This is a genomic window from Bacillus badius NBRC 15713, assembly GCF_001591605.1.
Taxonomy (GTDB): domain Bacteria; phylum Bacillota; class Bacilli; order Bacillales; family Domibacillaceae; genus Pseudobacillus; species Pseudobacillus badius.
In genome coordinates, this window is the sequence record NZ_BCVF01000021.1 from 1 (window position 1) to 22,761 (window position 22,761).

The window sequence follows — 22,761 nt, forward strand, 5'->3', positions numbered from 1 at the left end:
AAAAAATCGCAGACAGAACTTATTCATGCAAGTAGTCGATCACTAGGTCGGCAAGATCCTCCCTGCCGTCTATTACTCCAAGCACCGCCTCAATAACAGCTGCACGCGGTTTAGTAACCTTTATTTCATTCTGCAAAAACCCCAGCAGCTCCTTTTGTTTCGGAGAAGCTCCTTGTTGCATGACATTGATTCTCTCCAATATGTTCTTTCTTTTATGCTCCTTCGAAAGGGCAATTTCAGGGAAACATTTGTCAAAGAACCATTCTCCTACGAGAATATCCTCGCTGCTTTGCACATCAGCTATCGTCCCATCCATTCGGCGCAGCCCATAAGCGATAATTTCCTTCAGTTCTATGGACTCACTTTTCGTCACCATAAATAAGTGGATCATTTGCTGAACACTCCCTAAAAAAATAAGGGAAAGATCCAAAGAATACGGTTTAACCTTCTTTCCATACAATTCAATGATCCGGCTTTGAATCCACTTTAATTCCTCCAAGTAGTGCCGCTTGACAAGCTGCTTCAGCTCCTCTTCTTCAGACGCAAACACCCCTTGAAATAAAATAAACAAGTTATTCCTTTTGTTCACTTCCATTGTAATAACAAGCTGATCGCTGAACCCTATGAGATCTGATGCCTGCCGGCCAGATAACACGGAAAGTCTCTGTTTTTTTGTTTCTGTTTTAATATCTTCAAGAATATTAATGAGCAATTCACTTTTAGAAGAGAAATAATTATAGAACGTTCCTTTAGATATATGGCTAGCATCTAAAATATCTTGAATGGAAGTAGCAGCATACCCTTTTTCTACAAAAAGAGCATGGGCAGCGACCATTACTTGGCGCTTGCGACTATTCATTTCATCACCTGAGCTTTACTATTTGTACTGCATGTACAATTTCATCGTAGCCTAGATTCTTTTAACAATCAACATTCCCGCTTTATTTTAAAATTTTTATTGATTTTTCTGTACCAGCGGTATATGATTAAAACCTATTATAACCGAAGTCCAAAAAATATACACACGGTATGAGGAGGTTTATTTATGAATACACAAGGCGCGATGGAAAAGCCGCCTTATGGCATGATTGCCCTTTTATTTGTCGGCGCCTTCGTCTCCATTTTAAACGAAACGCTGCTGAACGTAGCGCTTCCTTCTATTATGAAAGATTTTGATGCATCAGCCTCTGCTGTTCAATGGCTGACAACCGGTTATATGCTGGTAAATGGTATTCTTATTCCTGCCAGTGCTTTTTTTATCCAGAAGTTCACAAACCGGAAGTTGTTCATTTTAGCCATGAGTCTCTTCACTGCCGGCACATTATTGGCAGCTTTTTCTCCGTCCCTGGGAGTACTGCTCACGGCCCGGATGATTCAAGCATCAGGTTCTGCGATTATGATGCCGCTTTTAATGAATGTCATGCTTTTCAGTTTTCCGGTTGAACGCCGCGGGGCTGCTATGGGACTGTTTGGACTGGTGATGATTACCGCTCCGGCGATCGGTCCTACTTTATCCGGTTGGCTGATTGAACATTATTCTTGGCGCACATTATTTGATGTGGTTCTTCCCATCGCCGCCATTACACTAGTAGTGGCCATTTTGAAACTGAAGAATATTACGCCTCAAAGAAATATTAAACTCGATGTTTTGTCACTGATTTTATCCAGTGTCGGCTTTGGGGGACTATTGTATGGGTTCAGTTCGGCAGGAGAGAAAGGCTGGGACTCTGTCCATGTATACCTGCCTATCATTGCAGGTGTCATTGGGCTGTTGCTGTTCATCATCCGGCAGCTCCGCCTAGATGAGCCGCTTCTTGAGTTCCGAATTTACCGCTATCCAATGTTTGCCCTTTCTTCGGCTATTTCTGTTGTATTAGCTATGGCAATGTTTTCTGCTATGCTGTTAATGCCCATTTATGTACAGACACTCCGCGGCATCTCCCCGCTTCACTCCGGACTGCTTATGCTGCCGGGAGCGCTTGCGATGGGAGTCATGTCCCCAATTACCGGCAAGCTGTTTGATAAATTCGGCGCCCGGGTTTTAGCCGTCATTGGGCTTGCTATTACTATTTATACAACGCATCTGTTCAGTAACCTTACACTTGACACTTCCTACAGCTATTTAATGCTGCTTTATACCTTGCGGATGTTTGGAATGTCTATGGTCATGATGCCGGTTATGACTAACGGTTTAAATGAACTGCCGCAAAGCATGAATCCGCATGGAACTGCTATGAACAACACGTTGCAGCAGGTTTCTGGTGCAGTTGGATCTGCCTTTCTCGTGACCTTGATGCAAAACCGTACAGAATCAGAGGCTGAGAGATTGGCTGATGCAGCGATGAAAAGCATGCCGGCATCTACTCAGCCGGACCCTTCCCAAATAGCCGATATGAAAGCAGCTATTATGAATGAAGCTATGCTTCACGGGATTAATTTCTCTTTCTCTGTTTCTGTTTATATTGCCATCATCGCGCTCATTCTCTCGTTCTTTATGAAACGCACAAGTCCAGCCAAAGATTTAACGAAAGAACAGCCGCTTGATGTTTAAAAACGCAAAAAAAGCATTTGGGAAGCTTCCCAAATGCTTTTTTGCTGATCAGCCGCTATAACCAAGCCGTTTGGAAATAGCTTGTCCTGCCTGGATCATCCGCCCGCTTAATGAACGCAATCGTTCATCCGTCATTCGCAGCGTCGGGCCTGAAATGCTGACAGCTGCAGCTACCTTTCCTGTATGATCAAAAACCGGAGCAGCAATGCAGCGGATACCAGCCTCATTCTCCTCCAGGTCGAGAGCGTACCCATTTGCTTTTACTCTTGACAGCTCCTGTAAAAACACTTCTTTTTCTGCGATCGTATAGGGAGTATGGGCCGGCAATCCCTTTCTTTCAATAATCGTCAGCACGTCTGCCGCCGGTAAGTGAGAAAGGATCGCTTTGCCGACAGAAGTACAATGAACCGGCGCCCGCTTGCCGACCTTGGAGTGCATGCGCAATGCTTCATTGCCATCAAGCTTTTCAATATAAACAACTTCCCCCTGATCATACACAACGAGATGAACGACTTCATTTGTCTCTTCTTCAAGTTCCTGCAGTATCGGCTGCGCCTCTGCCCGGACGTCCAAAGAGTCAAGCAATTTAGAACTGATATCAAGAAACATATAGCCTAGCTTGTATTTCCCGGTGGTTTCATGCTGTTCAATATAGCCATATTGACTAAGAGTTGCTAGTATGCGAAAAACAGAGCTTTTATTAATATCCATTTGCTTTGAAATTTCTGTTACACCGAGTCCTTGCTTCGACTGGCCGACAAGTTCGATGATATCAAGCGCCCGTGCAACCGATTTTACGACATTATTTCTTTCCAATTGACAGGCCCCTTTCCATGCAGCTGTATTTTCTTATTCATTTTGTTTGCTCTAAAGCCCTCTTTCGCTAAAAAGGCTGGCCTGCAGTTGGCCAGCCTTTTTCTATTATCCTTTAAGATGCAAAAAGAAGAAATGAAAAAATCTTATTGAGTGACTCTATATTTTGCCTTTGCTTCAAGGCGTCGTTTGTGCAAAATAGGTTCTGTATATCCGTTTGGCTGCTCGTGTCCTTTAAATACAAGATCACAAGCAGCTTGGAAGGCTACGGATTCCTCATAATTTGCTGACATAGACCGATATCCCTCATCCCCGGCATTTTGTTCATCCACTACCTTCGCCATTCGCTTCATCGTCTCCATTACTTGCTCTTCTGTGCAAATGCCGTGGCGAAGCCAATTGGCAATGTGCTGGCTGGAGATGCGGAGAGTCGCCCGGTCTTCCATTAAACCAACGTCATGAATGTCCGGAACTTTAGAGCAGCCGACTCCTTGTTCCACCCAGCGGACTACATAACCGAGGATGCCTTGCGCATTATTATCAAGTTCCCGCTGGATTTCCTCCCGGCTCCACCTTGAATCCTTTGCCAGCGGAATTTGTAAAATATCATCTGTATAATCTTGCAAGCTTTGCTTTAATTCATCTTGAACTTGCTTCACATGAACTTGATGATAATGAAGGGCGTGAAGGACAGCTGCGGTCGGCGAAGGCACCCATGCCGTGTTTGCACCTGCTTTGACATGGCCAACTTTTTGTTCCAGCATAGCAGCCATCATATCTGGCATCGCCCACATGCCTTTCCCGATTTGGGCACGGCCCTGCAAGCCGGTTGCAAGCCCCGCAGCGACATTTGCTTTCTCATAAGCTGATAACCACACGGAAGATTTAATATCCCCCTTTGGAATCACCGCTCCCGCTTCCATGGATGTATGTATCTCATCTCCTGTTCGATCAAGAAAGCCCGTATTAATAAAGGCGATTCTTCCCTTTGATTCACGAATGCAATTTTTCAAGTTCAGCGAGGTGCGCCGTTCTTCATCCATCACGCCAATTTTCAATGTGTTCCGTTTTAGTTCCAGCAAATCCTCGATCCGGTCAAACAGCTCGCAGGCAAATGCCACTTCCTCTGACCCGTGCATTTTCGGCTTAACAATGTAAATAGAACCTTTACGAGAATTGGCCAGCTCGGAACTTCCATCAAGAGAGTGCTTAGCAATCGCACTTGTGACTACCCCGTCAAGAATGCCTTCAAATATCTCTTGGCCGTTTTCGTCAAACACGGCATTAATCGTCATTAAATGGCCGACATTGCGAACAAACATTAATGAGCGGCCCGGAAGCTTTAACGTGCGGCCATCTATTGACGTATACAGGCGATCCTCATTCATTCGGCGTGTGAGCGTTTTGCCATTCTTCACAAATGAACAGCTCAAGCTTCCCTTGATTAACCCTAGCCAATTACGGTACACAAGCACTTTGTCTTCCGCGTCAACAGCCGCCACGGAATCTTCGCAGTCCATAATGGTTGACAGAGCCGCTTCCATCAATATATCCTTGATCCCCGCTGCATCTGTTTGGCCGATTGGATCATTTTTATCTATTTGAATTTCAAAATGAAGACCGTTATTTTTTAATAATATAGCTGATGGCGCAGCGGCTTCGCCTTGGACGCCTTGCAGCTGCTGTTTATTTTTCAGCCTCGTTTGGCTGCCATCCATTAATGTAACGACTAATTCCCCATCTTGAACGACATAGCTGGCGCTTTCTGCATGAGAGCCCTGTGCCAGAGGAGCTGCTTCATCAAGAAAACGCCTTGCAAAAGCGATAACCTTTTCTCCCCTTACTGGGTTATAGCTGCCCTTCTTCTCGGCACCTTTTGTTTCCGGAATCGCATCTGTTCCATAAAGGGCATCATACAAGCTTCCCCACCGGGCATTGGCTGCATTGATCGCATACCTGGCATTGTTTACCGGGACAACGAGCTGAGGACCCGCTTGCAAAGCAATTTCTTCATCCACATTTTCAGTGGCTACTTTAAAGTCGTCAGATTCAGATTCAATATAGCCAATTTCCTTTAAAAAAGCTTTATATTGATCAAAGTCAAATGAATGCTCTTTATGCCAATCGTCGATTTTCTGCTGCATTTCGTCTCGCTTTTTTAATAAGTGGCGATTTTTCGGCGTTAATTCGGACACAATCGCACTAAACCCATTCCAGAATGCCTGATCATTGATTCCCGTTCCTGGAAGCACCTCGTTATTAATAAATTGAAACAATTGCTCATCCACTTGCAAAGACCCTGCTTTTACATAATTCATCCTTTCCCCGCCCCTTCGTTTCTTATTACGCAACAGTGTTTCTTAAATGTTCTAAAAAAAGATTAGCACAAAATTTAGAACATTTCAATTAATATCAGCGAATTGTTATATAACAATTTTAATCTGTTGTATTACAATTGCCTTTACATGTTCATTCAAAAGAAGCGGGCATAGTCTTATTTGTCATTCAAACGCCAAAAAGCCATCCATATTCCCCTATGGACGGCTTCCAACCAAATCTTATCGTGTTTATATTGTACCCTTTTCCCCATCTCTTTAAACTAAACGGACTAGTCGGTTTTCAAACGAAAACTATTTCCCTTGTCAGCCTAAACTCCCGCGGGGTAGTTCCAACGAATTTTTTGAACGTAGAACTGAAGTAATTTGGGGTATTAAAACCAGTAACTTCAGCAACTTCTTCTATTGTATAGTTGGTTTGTCTCAGAAGCCGAACACCATTTCTTAACCGGACGAATGTTACGTACTCTGAAAAATTATTTCCTGTTTCTTTTTTAAATAGCCGGATAAAGTGTGAGTAGCTTAAGTTCACATGCTTAGCTACATCCTTCGCAGTCATTTCTTCTCCAAAATGTGTATGAATAAATTCCGTGCTTTTTCTGATATTTGGCTCTTTAGAAATTTCTTCATAATAACGCAAGGAAACTTCATGAAAGGGCGGCAAGCTTCTGGCCAGCTCTGCTTCTTTAAACGAATAATGAAGCAGATGAGGATCGTTATAAAGAGAGCCGACTCCAATATAAATTTGAATACGGTGCTTCTTTAACAAATTATGGATAATACTTTCAAATATCCGTCTCCCTTCCTCCCAATCTTTTAAAGAGCAGACACTTTCCGGCTGCCTGAATAAAACGAGCATTGATTTTCGAAAAGGTACAAAATACAGACGGGGCACCTTGCCTTCGAAAGCGGTTTTGAAATAAGAGCTGATCAGCGGAGCAGAACGGTTTTCATCAGCGGGGTCACAATCTAAATGAGCAAATCCTTCCACATAGCAAACGGCGTTAGGAAAAGTATTTTCCTTAAAAACAGACAGAGCATCCATCATAATGTTTTCCGATTGAATCGTTTGATGGAGAAGCTGCCTTAAGACGTAATTTTCCAGCGGTTCATTCTTTGCTGTCTGATAGGAAGCAATTACTTTTTTTCCTTCTAATTGCAAGAGGACGGCCGGATTTTTTTGCATCATTCCTAACACATCGTCCACACTGCGAATAAAAGCTGATTTTTTTAAAGGGTTCAGCACAAGCGAATGAGCTTGCAGCTTCAGAGCCAACGGTGAGGTATGATGCCACTTTCGATCCAGAATTAATATATAAAAACACCTTTGGCGCTTCATTGAGCGGTAAACTCTCAGCCAATCGCTTAATTCGCTGATCTGGAAAACTTTAATATGAGCCTCTTCGTAATTACCGAAGCGGCTTCGAATGGCACACTGCTGTTCATATTTTTCTTGAAGCCATTTTTCCAGCAAAGGATAAGCTGCCGCATTCACATTTTCCAGGCAAACAATGTATTTCATTCATTCTCTCCTTTCCCCTTCCACATTCTAACATCCAGATATCACAAAAACAAGCAATTTTTTATAATATTCTGATAATATTTTGTAAGGGATTACATTCTTTTCCTTAGTATACTAAAGGCAAGGAGGGGATGCATGTTGAGCCAAGAATATGAAATGACCGACCAATCGAGGGGAACGGTGGATGCCGGAAGCCTGCCGCCGCTTGATAAGGAAACGCGCTATATCATGAAATCGGAATTACGGACAGGGCTTGGGCTTTCAAGTATTTACTACGCTTTTATTTTGTTTATTCCAATCATTAACTGGTATATGAAGGATTTCGCTTTTAGCCAGTTCTGGGGCGGCATGTCTGTCACATGGTTCCTAACCACTGTCGTGGGAATGGCGATGGCCTTTTTGATCGCTTATATTCATACAAAGCGCTATGAAAAAAGACTTGCCCGTTATGATGCTTTCTCGAGTCCCTCGGAAGAACAAGGAAATAGCAGAGGAGGAAATAGTGCATGATGGAAACGCTTTTGGAACCAAAATATATTTTCACGTTCCTCCTCATGGGAACGATCGTCTACATTACGTACTTATCAAAGAAAAATTCAAGTGCCAGCGATTTTTTTGTCGGCGGACGCTCATTTGGCTGGTTCACGAACGGTTCGGCCATAGCCGGTGATTATTTAAGCGCCGCTACCTTTCTCGGTCTTGCCGGTCTGACTTTTTCAATCGGCTATGACGGCGCCTTTTATACCTTCAGTTTTTCCATTGGTTTAACCTTGCTGGCCATTTTTGTTGCTGGACCGCTGAGACGGTTTGGCGCTTATACAGTTGCCGATTTTGTTGCTTATCGGTTCCACAGCAAACGGGCCCGGTTAGTAGCCGTTCTAGTTGTTCTGTCCATTTCCGGATTTTATGCCGCTCCCCAATTGCTCGGTGCTGCTCAAATTTTAAGCATGTTTTTCGGCACGTCCTATGAGTTTGGCATCATCTTCACTTGTGCGGTGATGATTTTGTATGTCGGCGTCGGCGGCATGAAAGGAACAACATTAAATCAGGCGCTTGAGCTGTGGATTCGCCTCGGCGCTTTTATTTTAATGGTTGGCGCAGCCATCTACGGCGGACTGCATTATGAAAAAATCCTTTCCGCTATTACAAGCTTTAGCGGTTCGGTGGCTAACACAGCCGCTTTTACTGAAGACGGAAAAGATATAGTAGCCAACGGGGAAAGCTGGGCTACTTCAGGCGTATTAACACCTAACTTTCTTCATACCGTTTCTCTGATTATTGGCTTATCACTCGGAACGATCGGGCTGCCTCATATTTTGCTTCGCTTTTATACTAATCCAAGCGCCAAAGCTGCCCGCAAGTCCGCCTTAATGGCTATTGGAATCGCGAGTGTGTTTTTCTTATTTGCTGTCTATTTGGGAGTTGTGGGCCGGGCTCTCTTTCTGGAAGGAAACTTAAATGCCGAAGTAATGAAAAATTTGGTAACTGGCGGGGACAATATGGTCGTTCCATCCATTGCTGAAGTGCTCGGCGGCAAATGGCTGCTCGGCCTTGTCATTGCAGGAGCATTCGCTGCGATTTTCTCCAATCTTTCGGGATTATTTATTGCCAGTTCAGGGGCACTGGCACACGACTTGTATGCTTCTTTCTCTAAAAAAGAGTTGTCGCAAAAACAGCGTGTTGCTGCCGGCAAAGTCGCTATTTTAATTCTTGGTATCCTGTACGGGCTGCTTGGCCTGTTGGTCAAAGAGGCTTCGATCGGCCATCTCGTTGCACTGGCCTTTACCGTAGCAGCCAGCACATTCACACCGATCTTTTTATTTGGCATTTGGTGGCGGGGGATGACAGAAAAAGGAGCCATTGCCGGACTTCTCGTCGGCTTGATTGTCTCCATGGTTATGATTTTCTTATCCCCCTTCCTTCCTGCAGCCCTACAGTTTAAGGTGCCGGGTATTGTCACCGTGCCGATTGGATTTTTGACTGTATACATTGTTTCCAAGCTTGACCGAAAAGTGCCGGCAGATGTGAATGATTTCATGAGAAAAGTTCATTCCAAGGAAAGCGAAGTCGCTTAATCCTTCGCCTTCTTGCTGCCAGCAGCAAAAAAACAACAGGACTGTCCATAAGCGTTGCCTTCCGCGCTTTTGGAACAGTCCCGTTGTTTTTTATTTTTTTCCGATTGTTCTTCCTGATGCCCCCGGTGATAGATCTGTATTTCCCTGTCCATTGGCATCCTGGTCATTCACTCCAGGGCTTTCCTTTGTACTTCCTACATACACCGGTTTATGCTTGGCCTGTTGCTTTCGGAATGCATCAAAGTTTAAATTAACCATTATTTGCGCTCCTCTCTTCTCTCTACGTAAGGATCGTGTTCAAATGCCGGCAAATCGCCAAAAGTAGTCATTATTTCTTCTTCGTCTAGTTCTTCCTCATATCTTTCATGCTGATCATTCGGGTAAACAGTGATGTTTCTTCCCTCTATATCCACGCCTACAAAGTTTTCATAATCTTCCACATAACCAATATTCTCTTCCGGCTCAGTATACATGTCATTGTAATGACCCGGTGGATTTATAAAATCAGATGGCGACTCAGACGTTCCCCATTGGGCAACCTCCTGCCATGCATCCTCTGCATCAAAAACCATTGACTCATCTGCGCTGTCATCAAAATCAAACTTTCCAAACGGCGGCATGAGCACCCCCTCTTCGATTGGGCGGTCATGTGAAATGATTTGGTTTTGCGAATGATCAATACAATAAGCGGTCGCAGGAATGGCTTCAAGGCGCTCAAACGGGATTTCTTTTCCGCAAATTTCACAATGGCCATATTCTCCCCGATCCATTGCCTCGAGTGCCCGCACAATTTCTTTTAATTGATTTTCTTCATGTTCATTGAGCGCGATGTCTTTTTCTCGTTCATATAATTCCGTGCCCTCATCAGCAGGATGGTTATCATAAGAGGACAGCTCTCCCATTGATTCATGGGAATGCGCCCTTTCCAATCCGAAATGATCGTTACTTTTGAGCCTTCCCTCCAGCTCTCCTTTTTCTCTTTCAAGCTGAAAACGCAGCTTAGATACCTGTTCAGCTGTCAGCATACTGCACCCCCTTCTCTAAACAATCGACTCATTATGTAGTATGAGTAAAAATGAATCACTTAATTCTCAAGCTGAAGAGAGACTGTGTTTAAATAAATCAAGCTCGGAAATAATAAACCAAATGACTGGTCCGATAAAGGAGGCGCCTTTTATGCATAGAGCCTTTTTACATTTGCAACATCGGCCGATTCCATTGCCTTCATCTTCCTGGTTAATGACACAGGTCTGGTCTAATGTATTGTTTATGCATTGGCCTATCCAGCCGGAAGCTTTAAAAGGGGTTTTTCCGCCTTCCTTGCAAATTGACTTATACGACCATACGGCATGGGTCGGGCTTGTCCCTTTTCAAGTTTCTAATATGCGCTTTCATGGATTGCCATCTATTCCGCTCTTTCGTTCCTTTCTTCAGCTCAATGTAAGGACTTATGTAACCCATCAAGGAATTCCAGGCGTTTACTTTTTCAGCTTGGATGTGAATCACCTGCCTTCTGTAGTCGGTGCCCGCCTTTTCTATTTACTGCCTTTTCGCCAATCAAAAATGGCAGCCACCCTAAATGATAGCTGCCGCTTTCAAAGTTCTTATTCTTTTGGGCAAGAAGAGGAGGAATTAGATGTTTGTTATACTCCTCTGTCCTCTCCATATTCAGCGGACAAAGGAACGTTTGATTACTGGGCAACTGAGCGCTACTGTATCTTTACCTCAAGGGGAAATAAATTATATCGGGGAGATATTCATCATACAAGGTGGTCCCTTCAAAAAGCGGACGCCACTTTTTTTCGCAATACAATGGCTCCTTTTCTTCCGGCCAACCATTGGAACGAACAGCCTATTGTTCATTTTTCAAAAGAAAAAAAAGCATTTTTTTGGCCTTTGCAAAAAATATAGCCCACAAAAACAGAAGCAACCCTTTCCTGTTTACCTTTCGCTATGAACAGGGCAAGAGAATTCGAACAGTCGTTCCTCCTCCTTCGCGGCTTGTAAAGTGAATCGTTCCTTGATGATTTTCAATAATTTTATAACACATCATCAGCCCGAGGCCCGTTCCTTTTTCTTTATTTGAATAAAACGGCTCTCCTAATCGCTCTAACCGTTCAGCTGACATACCGATTCCTTCATCTCTGACTTTAATCATCGCCAGGTTATCATCTGTTAATTTTGTCGTCAGGTAAATGTTCCCTCCCGAAGGCATCGCATCAATGGCATTTTTTATTAAGTTAATGATCACTTGCTTAATTTGCTTAGGCTCACAGCAAACAGCAGGGAGCGTCTCATCAAAATCGAGATGAAGAGCGGCTCCGTATAAAAGCGCTTCCGGTTTCATAAATTCTATTACATCCTGCAGCACTTCATTTATATTGCTGAGGGTTCTCTGAATCGCTTGATGAGGTTTAGCCAATATTAAAAACTCATTCATAATAAATTCAATTCGTTCCAACTCAGACAAAATAATATCTGTGTACTTATTGTTCGTTTCTTGAGCAAGCAGCTGCATGAATCCTTTGACAGATGTCAAAGGATTTCTGACCTCATGGGCAATCCCGGCCGCCAGCTGGCCGACCGCACTCAGCTTATCCCATTTTCGGATCATTAGTTCTTTTTTCTTCAACTCGGTAATATCACGGCTAATATTGATCCAGCGGTTCATAGTTCCTTCTTCATCCGCGATCGGCGTAATTTTCATATGTATCCAGCCTAGTTCCCGGCCGTTATCCTTTAATACCCGGTACTCAATCTCTTTTGCTTGAGCAGCAGGTTCAGAGAGAAACTTCACAAGCTTTGGCAAATCCTCCGGGTGGCAATTTTTAAGCACAAATTCAGGATCATGGTATAAATCTTCTATTTTTCTGTTAAAGAATTGCACGTAAGAGGGGCTAATGTAAAGAAATTTATTTAACTGTACATCAAACAAACTGATCATTTCCGTAATATTCTCCGTGATATCAAGGAGAAGGCGTTCTCGTTCAGCAATCAATTTGTTTTGCTTTTCAAGCAGATTTTTCGTTTCCAAACACTCCGTTAAATCCTTTATAAACACGGCACATAGATAAACATCGCCATCCTGCTCATAAGCAGGACAAATGGTCACCGCTACCGGGAAAGCGCCTCCATCTTTCTTTTTGCTGACCGACTGAAAAGTCACTTGCCTTCTCTGATCACATACTTCGTCCATTCGGCTCTGCCATTCACGGTGATTCTCTTCGGGTATCAGCAAAGCTGTTCGGCCAATGACCTCCTGTTTCTTCCAGCCAAACACTTGTTCAAATGCTGCATTTACTAAAAGCACTTTTCCGCGCAAGTCGACAATATACCCAGGGTCCTCTGTATGATGAGCGACAAAGTGCAGCCAGCCGTCTTCCTTCTGCTCCTCTTCCCCTTTTTCTTCAATCAGCTCAGCGATTACTTGTATTCTCCCATTCGCCGTTCTCTCTGCGTCTTGCCAAAGCAGTTGTCCCTCTCTTCCTTTGCCATTAGAAAAACCGCTTAAAAAAGGCGTAAACGAAGCGCTATCCTCGAAATATAGAAGCCGGTTTACTGCCTCCTCGCGATCTTCTTTATGAATGAAATGAAAAAGAGATGGTTTCGGACAATTTTCAAAGGAAAACGGCATAAGCCGTTTAAAAGCTTGATTAGCATACTGAATATTTCCCTGTTCATCTAACAACAGCAAAATATTTTTAGCCTTATCGGCAAACCATTTTGCCGTTTCATTCGCAGCCATTTGTTCTGTACACATTTCATCCATCACCGCTCCCCTTTTTCCTTTATTATGTAGGAGTTATTACTTAATATCAGCAAAAATTATTCGACAAAATCATACATTTTCCTTTTTGCTTCCTTATAAAAAATGCTTTGAACAAGAAGGAAAATTCTTTGTCCAAAGCATAAAGCAAACTTTTATTCAAGCGATCGGCCAGCATATTCTACATTGCCGCCGCGTCCGCTTCTAGAAGATCAATTAGGATCTCTATCTCTTTATTTAATTTTCTAAAATAGCTTTTTTCAACTGAGCAGCTGCTTCTCTCGGGGAAGCGGCCTGGCTGATGGCTGTAATAACAGATACGCCGTCTGCACCGCTTGATACAACCTGCGCAGCATTCTCCGCTTGAATGCCGCCAATTCCTACAATCGGGATAGATAGACCGGCAGACCGAATCTCTTCAATCAGCTTGGTTCCTTGTACCGGCTGGGCATCAGCTTTGGTGGCTGTCGGAAAAACCGGACCGATCCCTAAATAATCTGCCCCCTCGTCTATAGCCTTTATAGCTTCTTCCATCGTATGAACAGAAACACCAATGATCCTTCCTGGCAGCCGTTTACGGACATCTGACAGAGCGGCATCCTCTTGTCCAATATGGACGCCGTCAGCCTCCAGCTTGACCGCTAGTTCGATATCATCGTTTACAAGAAATGGAATGGCCTGACGGCGGCAAACGTCCTGCAATTCGGCAGCAAGCATCCATTTTTTCTCGCCCGTCAAAGCATTTGCTCCCTTTTCCCGGAATTGAAAAAGGGTTGCCCCGCCCTCAATAGCCTCTTCAAGAGTTTCCTTGGGATCCTTCCGGCAATTAGGGCTGCCCATGATAAAATAAACAGAAAGCCAGTCTTTTACTTGTTCCTTATTTATTAGCTGCATCAGTCAACTCCTCTTTTCTTTTAAATGCCCAGTGATTCGTTGGACCATGTCCCTTGCCGATGCTTAAATCCATCTCGATTGCTGCATGAACATATTCTACCGCTACTCCAACTGCCTGCTTCACAGGTCGGTCTTTTGCCAGCTCGGCCGTTATGGCCGCAGCAAAGGTACAGCCGGTGCCATGTGTATTTTTCGTAGAAAGACGGACGCTCTCAAAAAGAGAAAACTCTTCGCCATCATAAAGTAAATCAATCAGCTTTTCTCCATCATTGGCATGTCCGCCTTTAATTACTACATGCTGCGCTCCTAATTCATACAGCTTCTTTGCCGCCCGCTTACGGTCGTCGAGTGATTGAATCGTCATGTCTGCCAATACCTCGGCTTCAGGAATATTAGGTGTAATGACCATAGCCAGCGGCATCAACGATCGTTTCATTGCTCTGACCGCCTCCTCTTGAAGCAAGGAAGCTCCTCCTTTGGCAATCATTACAGGATCAATGACGACTTTCTTCCAGCCGAAGGTCTGAATGGTGTCTGCTACTGACTGAATAATCTCCCCGCTAAATAACATGCCGGTCTTCAAAGCGTCTGTTCCCATGTCCTCGCCGATCGCTGTTATCTGCTCCTTTACCGCGGCAGCTGTCATTGGATAAACGCCATGCACACCGAGCGTGTTTTGAACTGTTACCGCTGTTAACGCAGACATGCCGTACACGCCAAGCTCCTGGAATGTTTTTAAATCTGCTTGAATTCCAGCTCCGCCGCCGCTGTCAGAGCCTGCGATGGTTAACGCTTTTCTTACTGTCATGTTCTCCACCCCCGTTAATTGAACGTTTCTATGTTAGCAAAGGCTGAGATGCTCTCTGCCCCTACTTTAGCCAGCTGATTTAAAAATTCTACTTGAAAACTTCCCGGGCCTTCTTCTCCGCTGATTGTCATTGCGGCTTCTGCTGCGACCCCATAAACAGCTGCTGCGCTGGCAGCTGCCTTTCCCGCCTGTTGCTCCACCGCACAAAAAGCACCGATGACAGCACTGAATAAACAGCCGGTGCCCGTCACTTTCGTGAGCATCGGATGGCCGTTTCGAACGAGGAATAAGGAATCGGAACTGGCAATAACATCTGTTTCTCCGGTAATCACTGCTGTCGTTTTCCATTTTGCCGCTGCTTCCTTTGCAAGTTCGATTGGGCTTTCCATGCTTTCTCCGGCATCTACTCCTTTAATGTTCCCATGCTTTCCAGCCACGTTGGCTACTTCTGCTGCGTTTCCCCTTAATACGTCTACCTGAACCTCGCTCATGATCCGGGAGGCAGCCTCGGTCCGATAAGCAGTAGCTCCGGCTCCCACCGGGTCAAAAATAACCGGTACTCCGGCATCATTAGCTGCCTTTCCTGCTATGATCATCGCTGTCACCTTTTCTGCATCAAGCGTGCCGATATTGAGCACAAGCGCTCCGGCCATTCGCGCCATCTCGGCTACCTCTTCTTGCGCGTAAGCCATAACAGGAGAAGCACCGAGGGCTAACAGGCCGTTGGCTGTAAAATTAGTCACAACGTTGTTGGTAATATTATGAACGAGCGGACTCTGTTGTCTCACACGTGCAAGTAGTTGGCTAACTGTTTGATGATCCATCTTTCCACCTCTTCCTAGATCACTGAAGAAAGGGAGAAAAGCACGACATGTTAAAACGTGCGCTTTTTGTCCCTTCTTGACTCATTGCTGCTTTCCTTATTCCTGGCCTCAGCCCCGATCATAGCGCGACATCTCCATGATCAGCGCACCCATTCTTTCAAGCTCCGGAACAACCATCCGGCGGACTCCTTCTTCCGTAAGCGCTTCAGCGGTTACTTTTCCGACCGCTCCAGCTAGTGTTCCCTTGGAAAAAGCATCAAGAAGCTCTTTCACTTGCTCTTTCTGCCTGGCATATTGAAAGAGAGAACGCACCTGTATTGCGGTTGTAAAGCACACACCGTCCACTGCTTGGCCAATGATCTCATTCATTAATGTTTCTACAGCCTTCTCATCAGGCGCATGATGGCGATAAGGGAGTAAACATTGGACTTCTGCTTCGTTCTCGGTTAAAAACTTTATCAATGAAGGAGCATTTTCGCCGTGAAGCTGCACAGCTATCCGCTTTTTAGCAAAGCTTTCTTTTTCGAGCGCTCGGATCAAGCCGGCGATTGTCCCGTCATCGTCCACTGCAGCAGGAGTAATGCCTAATTTTTTTAAGGCAGCTACCGTCTTATATCCACGTGCCGCTACTTTCACCTGGTGAATGATTTGCTGAAATTCCTGCTTTGCCCCGAGCTGGTCAGCAGCAGCTGTTAATGCTTCCGTGCCAATCCCTGTCGTAAAAACCATCCAATCCGGCGGGGCAGCAATTAACTTCTTTAATTCAGATCCGACTTCCTCTGCAGCTAAAAAAACCGTTCCTTGCAATGGCCGAATAAGCGGCAGTCCGCCTTGTTTTTTTATAAGCACACTCATTTCTTCGGTTTTCCTTGAACCTGCAATTACAATTTTCTTTCCCTCAAGCCCTTTTCCCATGCTGTTTCCCCTTTCAAACCAATCTTTTTTCTTTATGCTACCAAAAAACCAATTAAACTTCTAGGTTTTATTCGATTTGAAAGGTTCGTTCATTCAATCGGCAATATTTATGAACATATCATCGATCTTAGGCTCTTTCTTAATCAGACCGGCTTTCTTCATCCATTGAGCCGTTTCTTCCCAAGGCTCTTTGGCTTGGCTGCCAAAGCCTTTTTCAGACTTCATCTTCGGCAGCAAAATATCAAGGCTTTGTTTTTCCACCTCTTCAATCAGCGGAAAATTCGCCTCGTCCTGTTTGCTCAATAAAATCTGCAGGGCTTCATCAGGATGCTTCTCGGTAAATTCAAAGCCCTTCTCTGCTGCCCGCCAAAATGCTTTGATATCCTTCTCCTGCTCTTCCCATGTTTGATCACTTGTAACGGCTACAAGCTCATAAAAATTGGGAACACCATATTTTGTCGGATCCAAGTTGCGGGTTTCGTGGCCTTCGTGCTTTAACAGCGGCACTTCATGATTAATATAGGCTCCGACCACCGCATCCGCTTTTTTCGTAACGACTGCAGAGTTCAACTCAAACCCTACATCCACCATTTTTACTTTTTCTGGATTCCCTTTGTCCTTTTCCATCATCGTTCGGACGATTGCCTCGTTAAGAGGGATGCCTGTAAAACCGACCGTTTTGCCTTCTAAATCTTTTGGTGTCCGGATCGGGCTATCTTTTAAAAACATGACACGATTCAATGGAGATCGGACAAGCGCGCCAACAGCTTTGACACTGACCCCTTGATCGGTGCGCGCCATAATTACATCAGGCTGATAAGAAATTCCCAGTGTCACTTTCCCTGCAGCAGCCAGTTTAATTGGATCAGTCGGGTCTGCCGGGAACTGGATATCAACATCAACCCCTTCTTCATCGAAATAGCCTTTTTCTTCAGCCACATATAAAAAGCTATGAACCGCGTTTGGATACCAGTCGAGCATGACGGTTACTTTTTCTTTGTTTTGTCCTTCATCCGGCTTTTCCTCGCCCGCCCCGTTAGAATTACAGCCGGCGAGCAGAAGAACTAGCATGAGCATGAACCATTTTTTCATGATGTTTTCCTCCACTTTAATGACTTATTTTCCATTAACTTTACCAATATAAATAGCACAATGCCGATAGCCGCTAGAAGAATGATAGGGGCAAAAACAGCAGCACCGTCAAATTGCGTCATCATTCTTCTGCTGAAGTAGCCGAGCCCTGCCTGCGCTCCCAGCCACTCTCCGATCGCAGCGCCAATCACACTTAGCGTAACGGCTACCTTCAAACCCGAATAAAAATGCGGCAAGGCGGCGGGAAGAAGCAGCTTGAAGAAAATCTCTTTCTTCCCGGCTCCCATCGTCATCATCAGCTCCCTCAAATCTTTGCTTGCGGACTGCAGGCCGTCATATGTATTCACTGTAATAGGAAAGAATGTAATTAACACCGTCACGACTACCTTGCTCCAAATTGAATATCCAAACCAAAGAACAAAAATCGGCGCTAACGCAATAATTGGGATCATTTGGGAAGAAATGATTAACGGATACAGTGCTTTTTCTGCAGCTGAACTGATGCTCATCCAAACGGCGATCCCTGCCCCCACAACCACCGAAATCGCCAACCCAATCATAATGACTGCCAATGTACTCGGCAGATGTTCGGCAAACAAAGGCTCTCTCAATTCCCACAGCTTGCTGAGAATGCCAGTCGGCGGCGGCAGGATAAACACCATATTGACTGCGCGCGCTGCCATTTCCCAAATCAGAAAGAACAGGAAGACTAATAAGACTGCCGGTCCAAGCCCCTCAGTTTTTTTCATGTGATCACCTTTCCTCTCAGTTGTTCGATTAGATCGTTTTTTAAACTGATGATGGCAGGCTCGTTCAAGTCGTTTAATCTCCTAGGACGCCCGAGCGGCACATTGACTTCTTGAAGGGAACGGACGGGCCGTTCTGTGAATATAAAAATACGGTCAGCCAAGAAAAGCGCCTCGCTGACATCATGCGTCACTAATACAATAGTTGCTTTTCGTTTTTCCCACTGGTTCATTAACCATTCCTGCATGGAAAGCCGTGTAATGGCATCCAGTGCACTAAAAGGCTCATCAAGCAAAAGAACATTGGACCCGCTTAACGATGTCCGCAAAAAAGAAACCCGCTGTTTCATTCCTCCTGACAGCTCATGCGGAAAGCGATGTTCCATTCCCCGAAGCCCAAATTCCTCAAGCAAAGGCAGAATCTGCTTATGCGCTTCCTCTTTCCGAACCCCTTTCAATTCAAGAGGAAGCGCTGCATTTTCGATAACGGTCCGCCACGGCATCAGCAAATCCTGCTGCGGCATATAACCGACCTTGCCCAGCCGGCACTTCTGCACCTCTCCATTGATAAAAATCCGCCCCTCATCCGGATTTTCAAGCCCGCTTATTAAACGGAACAAGGTGCTTTTTCCTGAGCCGCTCGGACCAATAATAGCGATAAACTCGCGATCATACATATCGATATTAATGTTCTGCAATACCGGGACAGAGCGCCCTTGTTTTTTATCATGATAGGAAAAAGCAACATTTTCGAATTGGAGAACTTTTTTATTTCTCTCCCGGCCACATTTGCTCATGATATGCCATCTCCCAGAACATGTATTCATAACGGGTTGTATTCAGAAAAATTTCCTCCAGCCTCGCCAGCTCTTTTTCACTTTTTCCAGCGGCCTGCTCATCTAAAAGATCGATGCACCAAGTTGCCAGCTCGCCAAATTCTTTAGAAGAATACATTTTAATCCAGTCGCCGTACAGTTCATGTGCACTCGCTCCCGGAATTTCATTTAGCTCCTTGCCAATTTCCCAATAGCTCCAAGCACAAGGAAGAAGGGCCGCCAGGAGTTCAGCAAGCGTTCCGTTCTGGCTGGCGTGAAGCATATAATGCGTGTAAGCAAGTGTGATCGGGGACGGTTTTGCCTGTTCAAGTTCTTCCTCTGAAATCCCAAAACGGGCTGCATATTGACGATGAAGAGACATTTCAAAGTTGAGCGTCTCATTTAATAACGCAGCAAATTTCCCCATCGTTTCCACATCAGTGGCTTTCACCGCCCCAAGAGCAAATACTTTCGAGTAATCAATTAAATACAAATAATCCTGCACCATGTAAAAACGGAATTTCCGCTGCTCAAGCGTTCCTTCTCCCATTTCTCTGACAAAAGGATGATGATGGTTTTGCCGCCAAATCGGCTGAATTTTCTCATGAAGCCTTTCACTAAATTTCATGTGTGTCTTGCTTGCTTTCATTTGTTATCCACTCCTTAAAAGATAGGTACTTTTTGTTTTGTGCCGCTTGCGGGATTCTGCTGTGTTCTTCATAGGGACTCATGCTTGGGCTGATGGCACCACTGATGAATAAACGCTAAAATGACCTTTGTATAATCCACAAGCTGCTTAATTGCCAACTTCTCATTGACAGAGTGAGCATTCTCCAAGTCCCCCGGACCATAAATAACGGTGGGAATCCCGGCATCTGCCAGCCAGCCGCCATCCGTAACAGTCGGCGATACATCAACAACCGGCGGCTTGTTTAAAACAGCTGCATGCGATTGCATCAAGGTCTTGACAGCCTCATGGCCGGCATCCACTTCAAAGGACGGAAAGATTTCTCCCTTGTCTTCAATCATGGAGGCGCCTCCCCATTCAAACGTTGGAGGATTGTGCCGCATCCATATATCTCCTTTGGCAATACTTTGGATATGTTCTTCTACTTCTTTGGCTACCTGTTCATAGGTTTCATCCGGATAATAATGAACCGTAATCCAAAGCCGGCACTCATCTGCTATAAATGCTGCATGCCTTCCTCCTTCAATTACAGCCGGGTTAATCGTATTAGTCCCGGGCAAAAATCCTGGATAGCTTTTAGTCACTGCCCAGTGACGCTCTAATTCCTGCAAGCCCTCGATGATCTTCATCATCTTTTCAATTGCGCTGGCTCCAAATAACTTTCCGCCGGCATGAATCATCTTTCTTCTAGTGGCATCATGATAGGTTTGACTGCTTTTCAGCGTAATCCATCCTGTAATGACTCCGCCTTGTCCTTGTATATGTAAATCACTCGTATCCACTACCACGGCAAAGTCCGCTGTGTATCCTTTTCTGCAGCACTCCAATGTGCCTGCTTCTCCAACCTCTTCACCGATCACGGATTGAAAAAGTACATCCCCCGGCAGCAAAACACCAGCTTCATGAAGGAGCTGCAAAGCAAACAACGCACCAGCCAACCCTCCTTTCATATCAGCCGCTCCTCGTCCGATTACATGCCCATTTCTGACAGCAGGCTGAAACGGATCTGCTTCCCACTCTTCATCCTCATGCACTTCCGCTACATCAATATGTCCATTAATAATAAGACTCTGATAATTTTCAGGGGAAGCGCCTTTTCTTTTGCCTACCACATTCGGGTCGTTTGGATAGACCTCCCACATATCAACAGAAAAGTCCAGTTTTCTTAAAAACTCTGCTATAAATGTCTGCGCTTCCTTCGTATTCCGCGCAGGAGGGGCAGGCGTTTGAAAAGAGATCAGTTTTTTTAATAAGTCAATCAGCTCCTCCTGCCGCTGTTCTGCTTCATGTAAAAGCACATCCAGTGTTTTACTCATCACGCTTCTCCCCTTCCTTAAATGGCGGACTCTCTCATTCCAGCCTCTCTCACCGCTGTCCATAAAAAAACCGCTTCCCATTAAGAGAAGCGGTTGTATAAATGGTATCTAACTGCTGTAAAATAAAAAGAACAGCTGTTTAATAGCATGATACGACCTCTTCCCTACGCTGGCATTATCCAGGTCAGGTAATAAGGGTTAAGGCCATCTGCCTCTCTCAGCTTTTGCAAGCACCCCCAAGGACTCATTATTCAATTAAGCTCTATGACTAGTTGTAGCATATCTTTAAATAGCATTCAACTCAATTCAGAATTTTTAAATAAATATCTTTCATCATTTATTTTTCAGCTAGCCGTATATTGATAAAAAGCGATCTTTTCGAAAGGAGGGCTGCTGTTTGTATCATCCTTATCCGTTCACTCATTTTTACGCCATTCCGCTCAGCGGCTTCGTCCGGTATCCATTCCTTCCGCCGTCTGGTTTAACCCGCTCCCCGTTCACAAGAGCATATCCTCCAGTAGATCCCACTTTATTTAAGCAATCAGCCCAATCCATGAAATCACTTGTACAGGAAATTAATCTGCTCATGAACCGATTAACGGATAACAGCGATTTTGCTTTGCGATTAATGAGCGCTGCACAAGCAGCTAACAAAAAAGAAGCCGAACGGCTCATACGGTCAGCCGGTGTACGGGAAAAACTCTATCTTTCCTTTAACCCGGATGTCCTCCGGATTGAACTGCGCGCGGCTGCAGCCAATGTGGAATGCTGCAAACTGTCCATTGCCCTTCGATGGAATCATTGACCAAACCGGTATTTCCAAGCCTTTAATTTTACGAGACGCCTTACAAGCAAAAAGCCGAGAAATGAACCCGACAGGCTGCTGACAAGGAAAGCCGGCAAAAAGAAAAAGGCGCCCGCTGCTGTTCCCATCAGCAATTTGGCATAAGGAACAGCAAATAAAGGAGCAATAACTCCTGAACCGGCTACTTCTCCGATCGAAGCAGCCCATGTCCGGCTTGTTTTCCGATAAATATAGCCGGCAAGAAATGCACCAATCATGCCGCCTGGAAAAGCCAGCAGCGAACCGGTCCCCATCAGGTTTCTTAGCAGGCCTGTAACAAAAGCAATAATCACCGCCGGCCCCGGTCCAAGCAATACACCGGCCACCACGTTAACCGCATGCTGGACAGGATAAGCCTTCGCCACGCCAGCGGGGAACCAGACTAGCGAAGAGCCAAAGGTGGCAATCGCTGTAAACAGAGCCATATAAGCCATTCTTTGCAGTTGATTCACCGATATTCCTCCAATACAAAAAAGCCGCATCCCCATCTGGATACAGCTGCTGTAAGTAAAATAGTAATCAATGCTCTACTTTCCTACGCTGGTATCAACCAGATCAGGTTCAAAGAGTTGAAAAGCCCCCATGCTTTTCTCTCAGCCTGTAACAGGCACCTCTAGTAGCTTCTTATTCAATTCTCTCTATATTATAGGATGAAATCGTTAAAATAGAAAGAGGCAACGGCAGGATTCTCTCTATTTTGAAAATCTTTCCGGATAAACTCCTGCTGTTTGTGCCCGCAAAGGCAAGATGATAAGC

General features: G+C 44.8%; 22 protein-coding genes and 2 riboswitches. Of the genes, 5 read left to right on the forward strand and 17 right to left on the reverse strand.

Annotated elements, in window-relative coordinates; genetic code table 11:
- Positions 1-19: 19 nt before the first annotated feature.
- On the reverse strand, positions 20-859 hold the full coding sequence (locus BBA02S_RS11530) for a TetR/AcrR family transcriptional regulator (protein ID WP_041099612.1): 840 nt from the start codon (positions 857-859) through the stop codon (positions 20-22).
- A gap of 186 nt (positions 860-1,045) precedes the next feature.
- Here BBA02S_RS11530 and BBA02S_RS11535 point away from each other — a divergent pair, with 186 nt between their 5' ends.
- Positions 1,046-2,551 carry a DHA2 family efflux MFS transporter permease subunit gene (locus BBA02S_RS11535; protein WP_041099610.1) on the forward strand — a complete coding sequence of 502 codons (1,506 nt, stop codon included), beginning with the start codon at positions 1,046-1,048 and terminating at the stop codon, positions 2,549-2,551.
- Positions 2,552-2,599: 48 nt separating this feature from the next.
- On the opposite strand, the gene BBA02S_RS11540 is transcribed toward BBA02S_RS11535, so the two are convergent.
- From BBA02S_RS11540 to BBA02S_RS11550, 3 genes are all read right to left on the reverse strand, one after another.
- On the reverse strand, positions 2,600-3,367 hold the full coding sequence (locus tag BBA02S_RS11540) for an IclR family transcriptional regulator (RefSeq protein ID WP_041099608.1): 768 nt from the start codon (positions 3,365-3,367) through the stop codon (positions 2,600-2,602).
- A 143-nt stretch (positions 3,368-3,510) separates the two neighbouring features.
- Positions 3,511-5,682, reverse strand: coding sequence for a malate synthase G (locus BBA02S_RS11545; protein WP_041113069.1), 2,172 nt, complete (start codon positions 5,680-5,682; stop codon positions 3,511-3,513).
- Positions 5,683-5,983: 301 nt separating this feature from the next.
- Positions 5,984-7,222, reverse strand: a complete 1,239-nt coding sequence (locus BBA02S_RS11550) for a helix-turn-helix domain-containing protein (RefSeq protein ID WP_052477221.1) — start codon at positions 7,220-7,222, stop codon at positions 5,984-5,986.
- A 135-nt stretch (positions 7,223-7,357) separates the two neighbouring features.
- On the opposite strand from BBA02S_RS11550, the gene BBA02S_RS11555 reads away from it, so the two are divergent.
- Both BBA02S_RS11555 and BBA02S_RS11560 read left to right on the forward strand, forming a co-directional pair.
- Positions 7,358-7,732 (forward strand): hypothetical protein, encoded by a 375-nt coding sequence (locus tag BBA02S_RS11555; protein ID WP_052477220.1) that lies wholly within the window; start codon positions 7,358-7,360, stop codon positions 7,730-7,732.
- Positions 7,729-9,297: a sodium/solute symporter gene (locus tag BBA02S_RS11560; protein WP_041113068.1), complete on the forward strand. Its 1,569-nt coding sequence runs from the start codon at positions 7,729-7,731 to the stop codon at positions 9,295-9,297. The genes BBA02S_RS11555 and BBA02S_RS11560 overlap by 4 nt, the downstream gene beginning before the upstream one ends.
- A gap of 90 nt (positions 9,298-9,387) precedes the next feature.
- On the opposite strand, the gene BBA02S_RS20685 is transcribed toward BBA02S_RS11560, so the two are convergent.
- The gene (locus BBA02S_RS20685) at positions 9,388-9,555 is read right to left on the reverse strand and encodes a hypothetical protein (protein ID WP_156136637.1); all 168 of its coding nucleotides are present in this window, start codon (positions 9,553-9,555) and stop codon (positions 9,388-9,390) included.
- Entirely contained in the window at positions 9,555-10,322 is a 768-nt protein-coding gene (locus BBA02S_RS11565) for a TraR/DksA C4-type zinc finger protein (RefSeq protein ID WP_041099602.1), read from the reverse strand. Before BBA02S_RS11565 ends, BBA02S_RS20685 begins: the two co-directional genes overlap by 1 nt.
- Positions 10,323-10,473: 151 nt before the next feature.
- Between BBA02S_RS11565 and BBA02S_RS11570 the strand changes: the two genes are divergently transcribed.
- A complete protein-coding gene (locus BBA02S_RS11570) occupies positions 10,474-11,208 on the forward strand; it encodes a YqjF family protein (protein WP_041099600.1) in 735 nt (244 codons plus the stop codon).
- Positions 11,209-11,248: 40 nt separating this feature from the next.
- Here the strand turns inward: BBA02S_RS11570 and BBA02S_RS11575 are convergent, their stop codons facing one another.
- The 10 genes from BBA02S_RS11575 to BBA02S_RS11620 form a co-directional block, all read right to left on the reverse strand.
- Positions 11,249-13,066, reverse strand: coding sequence for a PAS domain-containing sensor histidine kinase (locus BBA02S_RS11575; RefSeq protein WP_041099598.1), 1,818 nt, complete (start codon positions 13,064-13,066; stop codon positions 11,249-11,251).
- Between the two features lie 234 nt (positions 13,067-13,300).
- Entirely contained in the window at positions 13,301-13,957 is a 657-nt protein-coding gene (thiE, locus tag BBA02S_RS11580) for a thiamine phosphate synthase (protein WP_041113067.1), read from the reverse strand.
- Positions 13,941-14,765 carry a bifunctional hydroxymethylpyrimidine kinase/phosphomethylpyrimidine kinase gene (thiD, locus tag BBA02S_RS11585; RefSeq protein ID WP_041099594.1) on the reverse strand — a complete coding sequence of 275 codons (825 nt, stop codon included), beginning with the start codon at positions 14,763-14,765 and terminating at the stop codon, positions 13,941-13,943. Before thiD ends, thiE begins: the two co-directional genes overlap by 17 nt.
- A 14-nt stretch (positions 14,766-14,779) precedes the next feature.
- Positions 14,780-15,589 carry a hydroxyethylthiazole kinase gene (gene thiM, locus BBA02S_RS11590; protein WP_041099592.1) on the reverse strand — a complete coding sequence of 270 codons (810 nt, stop codon included), beginning with the start codon at positions 15,587-15,589 and terminating at the stop codon, positions 14,780-14,782.
- Positions 15,590-15,697: 108 nt separating this feature from the next.
- Entirely contained in the window at positions 15,698-16,504 is an 807-nt protein-coding gene (locus BBA02S_RS11595; protein WP_041099589.1) for a uroporphyrinogen-III synthase, read from the reverse strand.
- A gap of 93 nt (positions 16,505-16,597) precedes the next feature.
- Positions 16,598-17,596 (reverse strand): ABC transporter substrate-binding protein, encoded by a 999-nt coding sequence (locus BBA02S_RS11600; protein ID WP_041113066.1) that lies wholly within the window; start codon positions 17,594-17,596, stop codon positions 16,598-16,600.
- Positions 17,593-18,345: an ABC transporter permease gene (locus BBA02S_RS11605; RefSeq protein ID WP_041113065.1), complete on the reverse strand. Its 753-nt coding sequence runs from the start codon at positions 18,343-18,345 to the stop codon at positions 17,593-17,595. Before BBA02S_RS11605 ends, BBA02S_RS11600 begins: the two co-directional genes overlap by 4 nt.
- Positions 18,342-19,139 (reverse strand): ABC transporter ATP-binding protein, encoded by a 798-nt coding sequence (locus BBA02S_RS11610; RefSeq protein WP_041113064.1) that lies wholly within the window; start codon positions 19,137-19,139, stop codon positions 18,342-18,344. Before BBA02S_RS11610 ends, BBA02S_RS11605 begins: the two co-directional genes overlap by 4 nt.
- Positions 19,111-19,785 carry a thiaminase II gene (gene tenA, locus BBA02S_RS11615; RefSeq protein WP_041100293.1) on the reverse strand — a complete coding sequence of 225 codons (675 nt, stop codon included), beginning with the start codon at positions 19,783-19,785 and terminating at the stop codon, positions 19,111-19,113. Before tenA ends, BBA02S_RS11610 begins: the two co-directional genes overlap by 29 nt.
- An 89-nt stretch (positions 19,786-19,874) precedes the next feature.
- The gene (locus BBA02S_RS11620) at positions 19,875-21,161 is read right to left on the reverse strand and encodes an acetylornithine deacetylase (protein WP_041113063.1); all 1,287 of its coding nucleotides are present in this window, start codon (positions 21,159-21,161) and stop codon (positions 19,875-19,877) included.
- 143 nt (positions 21,162-21,304) lie between these two features.
- Positions 21,305-21,409, reverse strand: a riboswitch (TPP riboswitch).
- A gap of 149 nt (positions 21,410-21,558) precedes the next feature.
- Between BBA02S_RS11620 and BBA02S_RS11625 the strand changes: the two genes are divergently transcribed.
- Positions 21,559-21,966 (forward strand): YuzC family spore coat inner layer protein, encoded by a 408-nt coding sequence (locus BBA02S_RS11625; RefSeq protein WP_052475257.1) that lies wholly within the window; start codon positions 21,559-21,561, stop codon positions 21,964-21,966.
- On the opposite strand, the gene thiW is transcribed toward BBA02S_RS11625, so the two are convergent.
- Positions 21,960-22,457 (reverse strand): energy coupling factor transporter S component ThiW, encoded by a 498-nt coding sequence (gene thiW / locus BBA02S_RS11630; RefSeq protein WP_041099579.1) that lies wholly within the window; start codon positions 22,455-22,457, stop codon positions 21,960-21,962. The two genes, BBA02S_RS11625 and thiW, sit on opposite strands and share 7 nt — an antisense overlap.
- A 63-nt stretch (positions 22,458-22,520) precedes the next feature.
- Positions 22,521-22,630: riboswitch (TPP riboswitch) on the reverse strand.
- Positions 22,631-22,761: the final 131 nt, after the last annotated feature.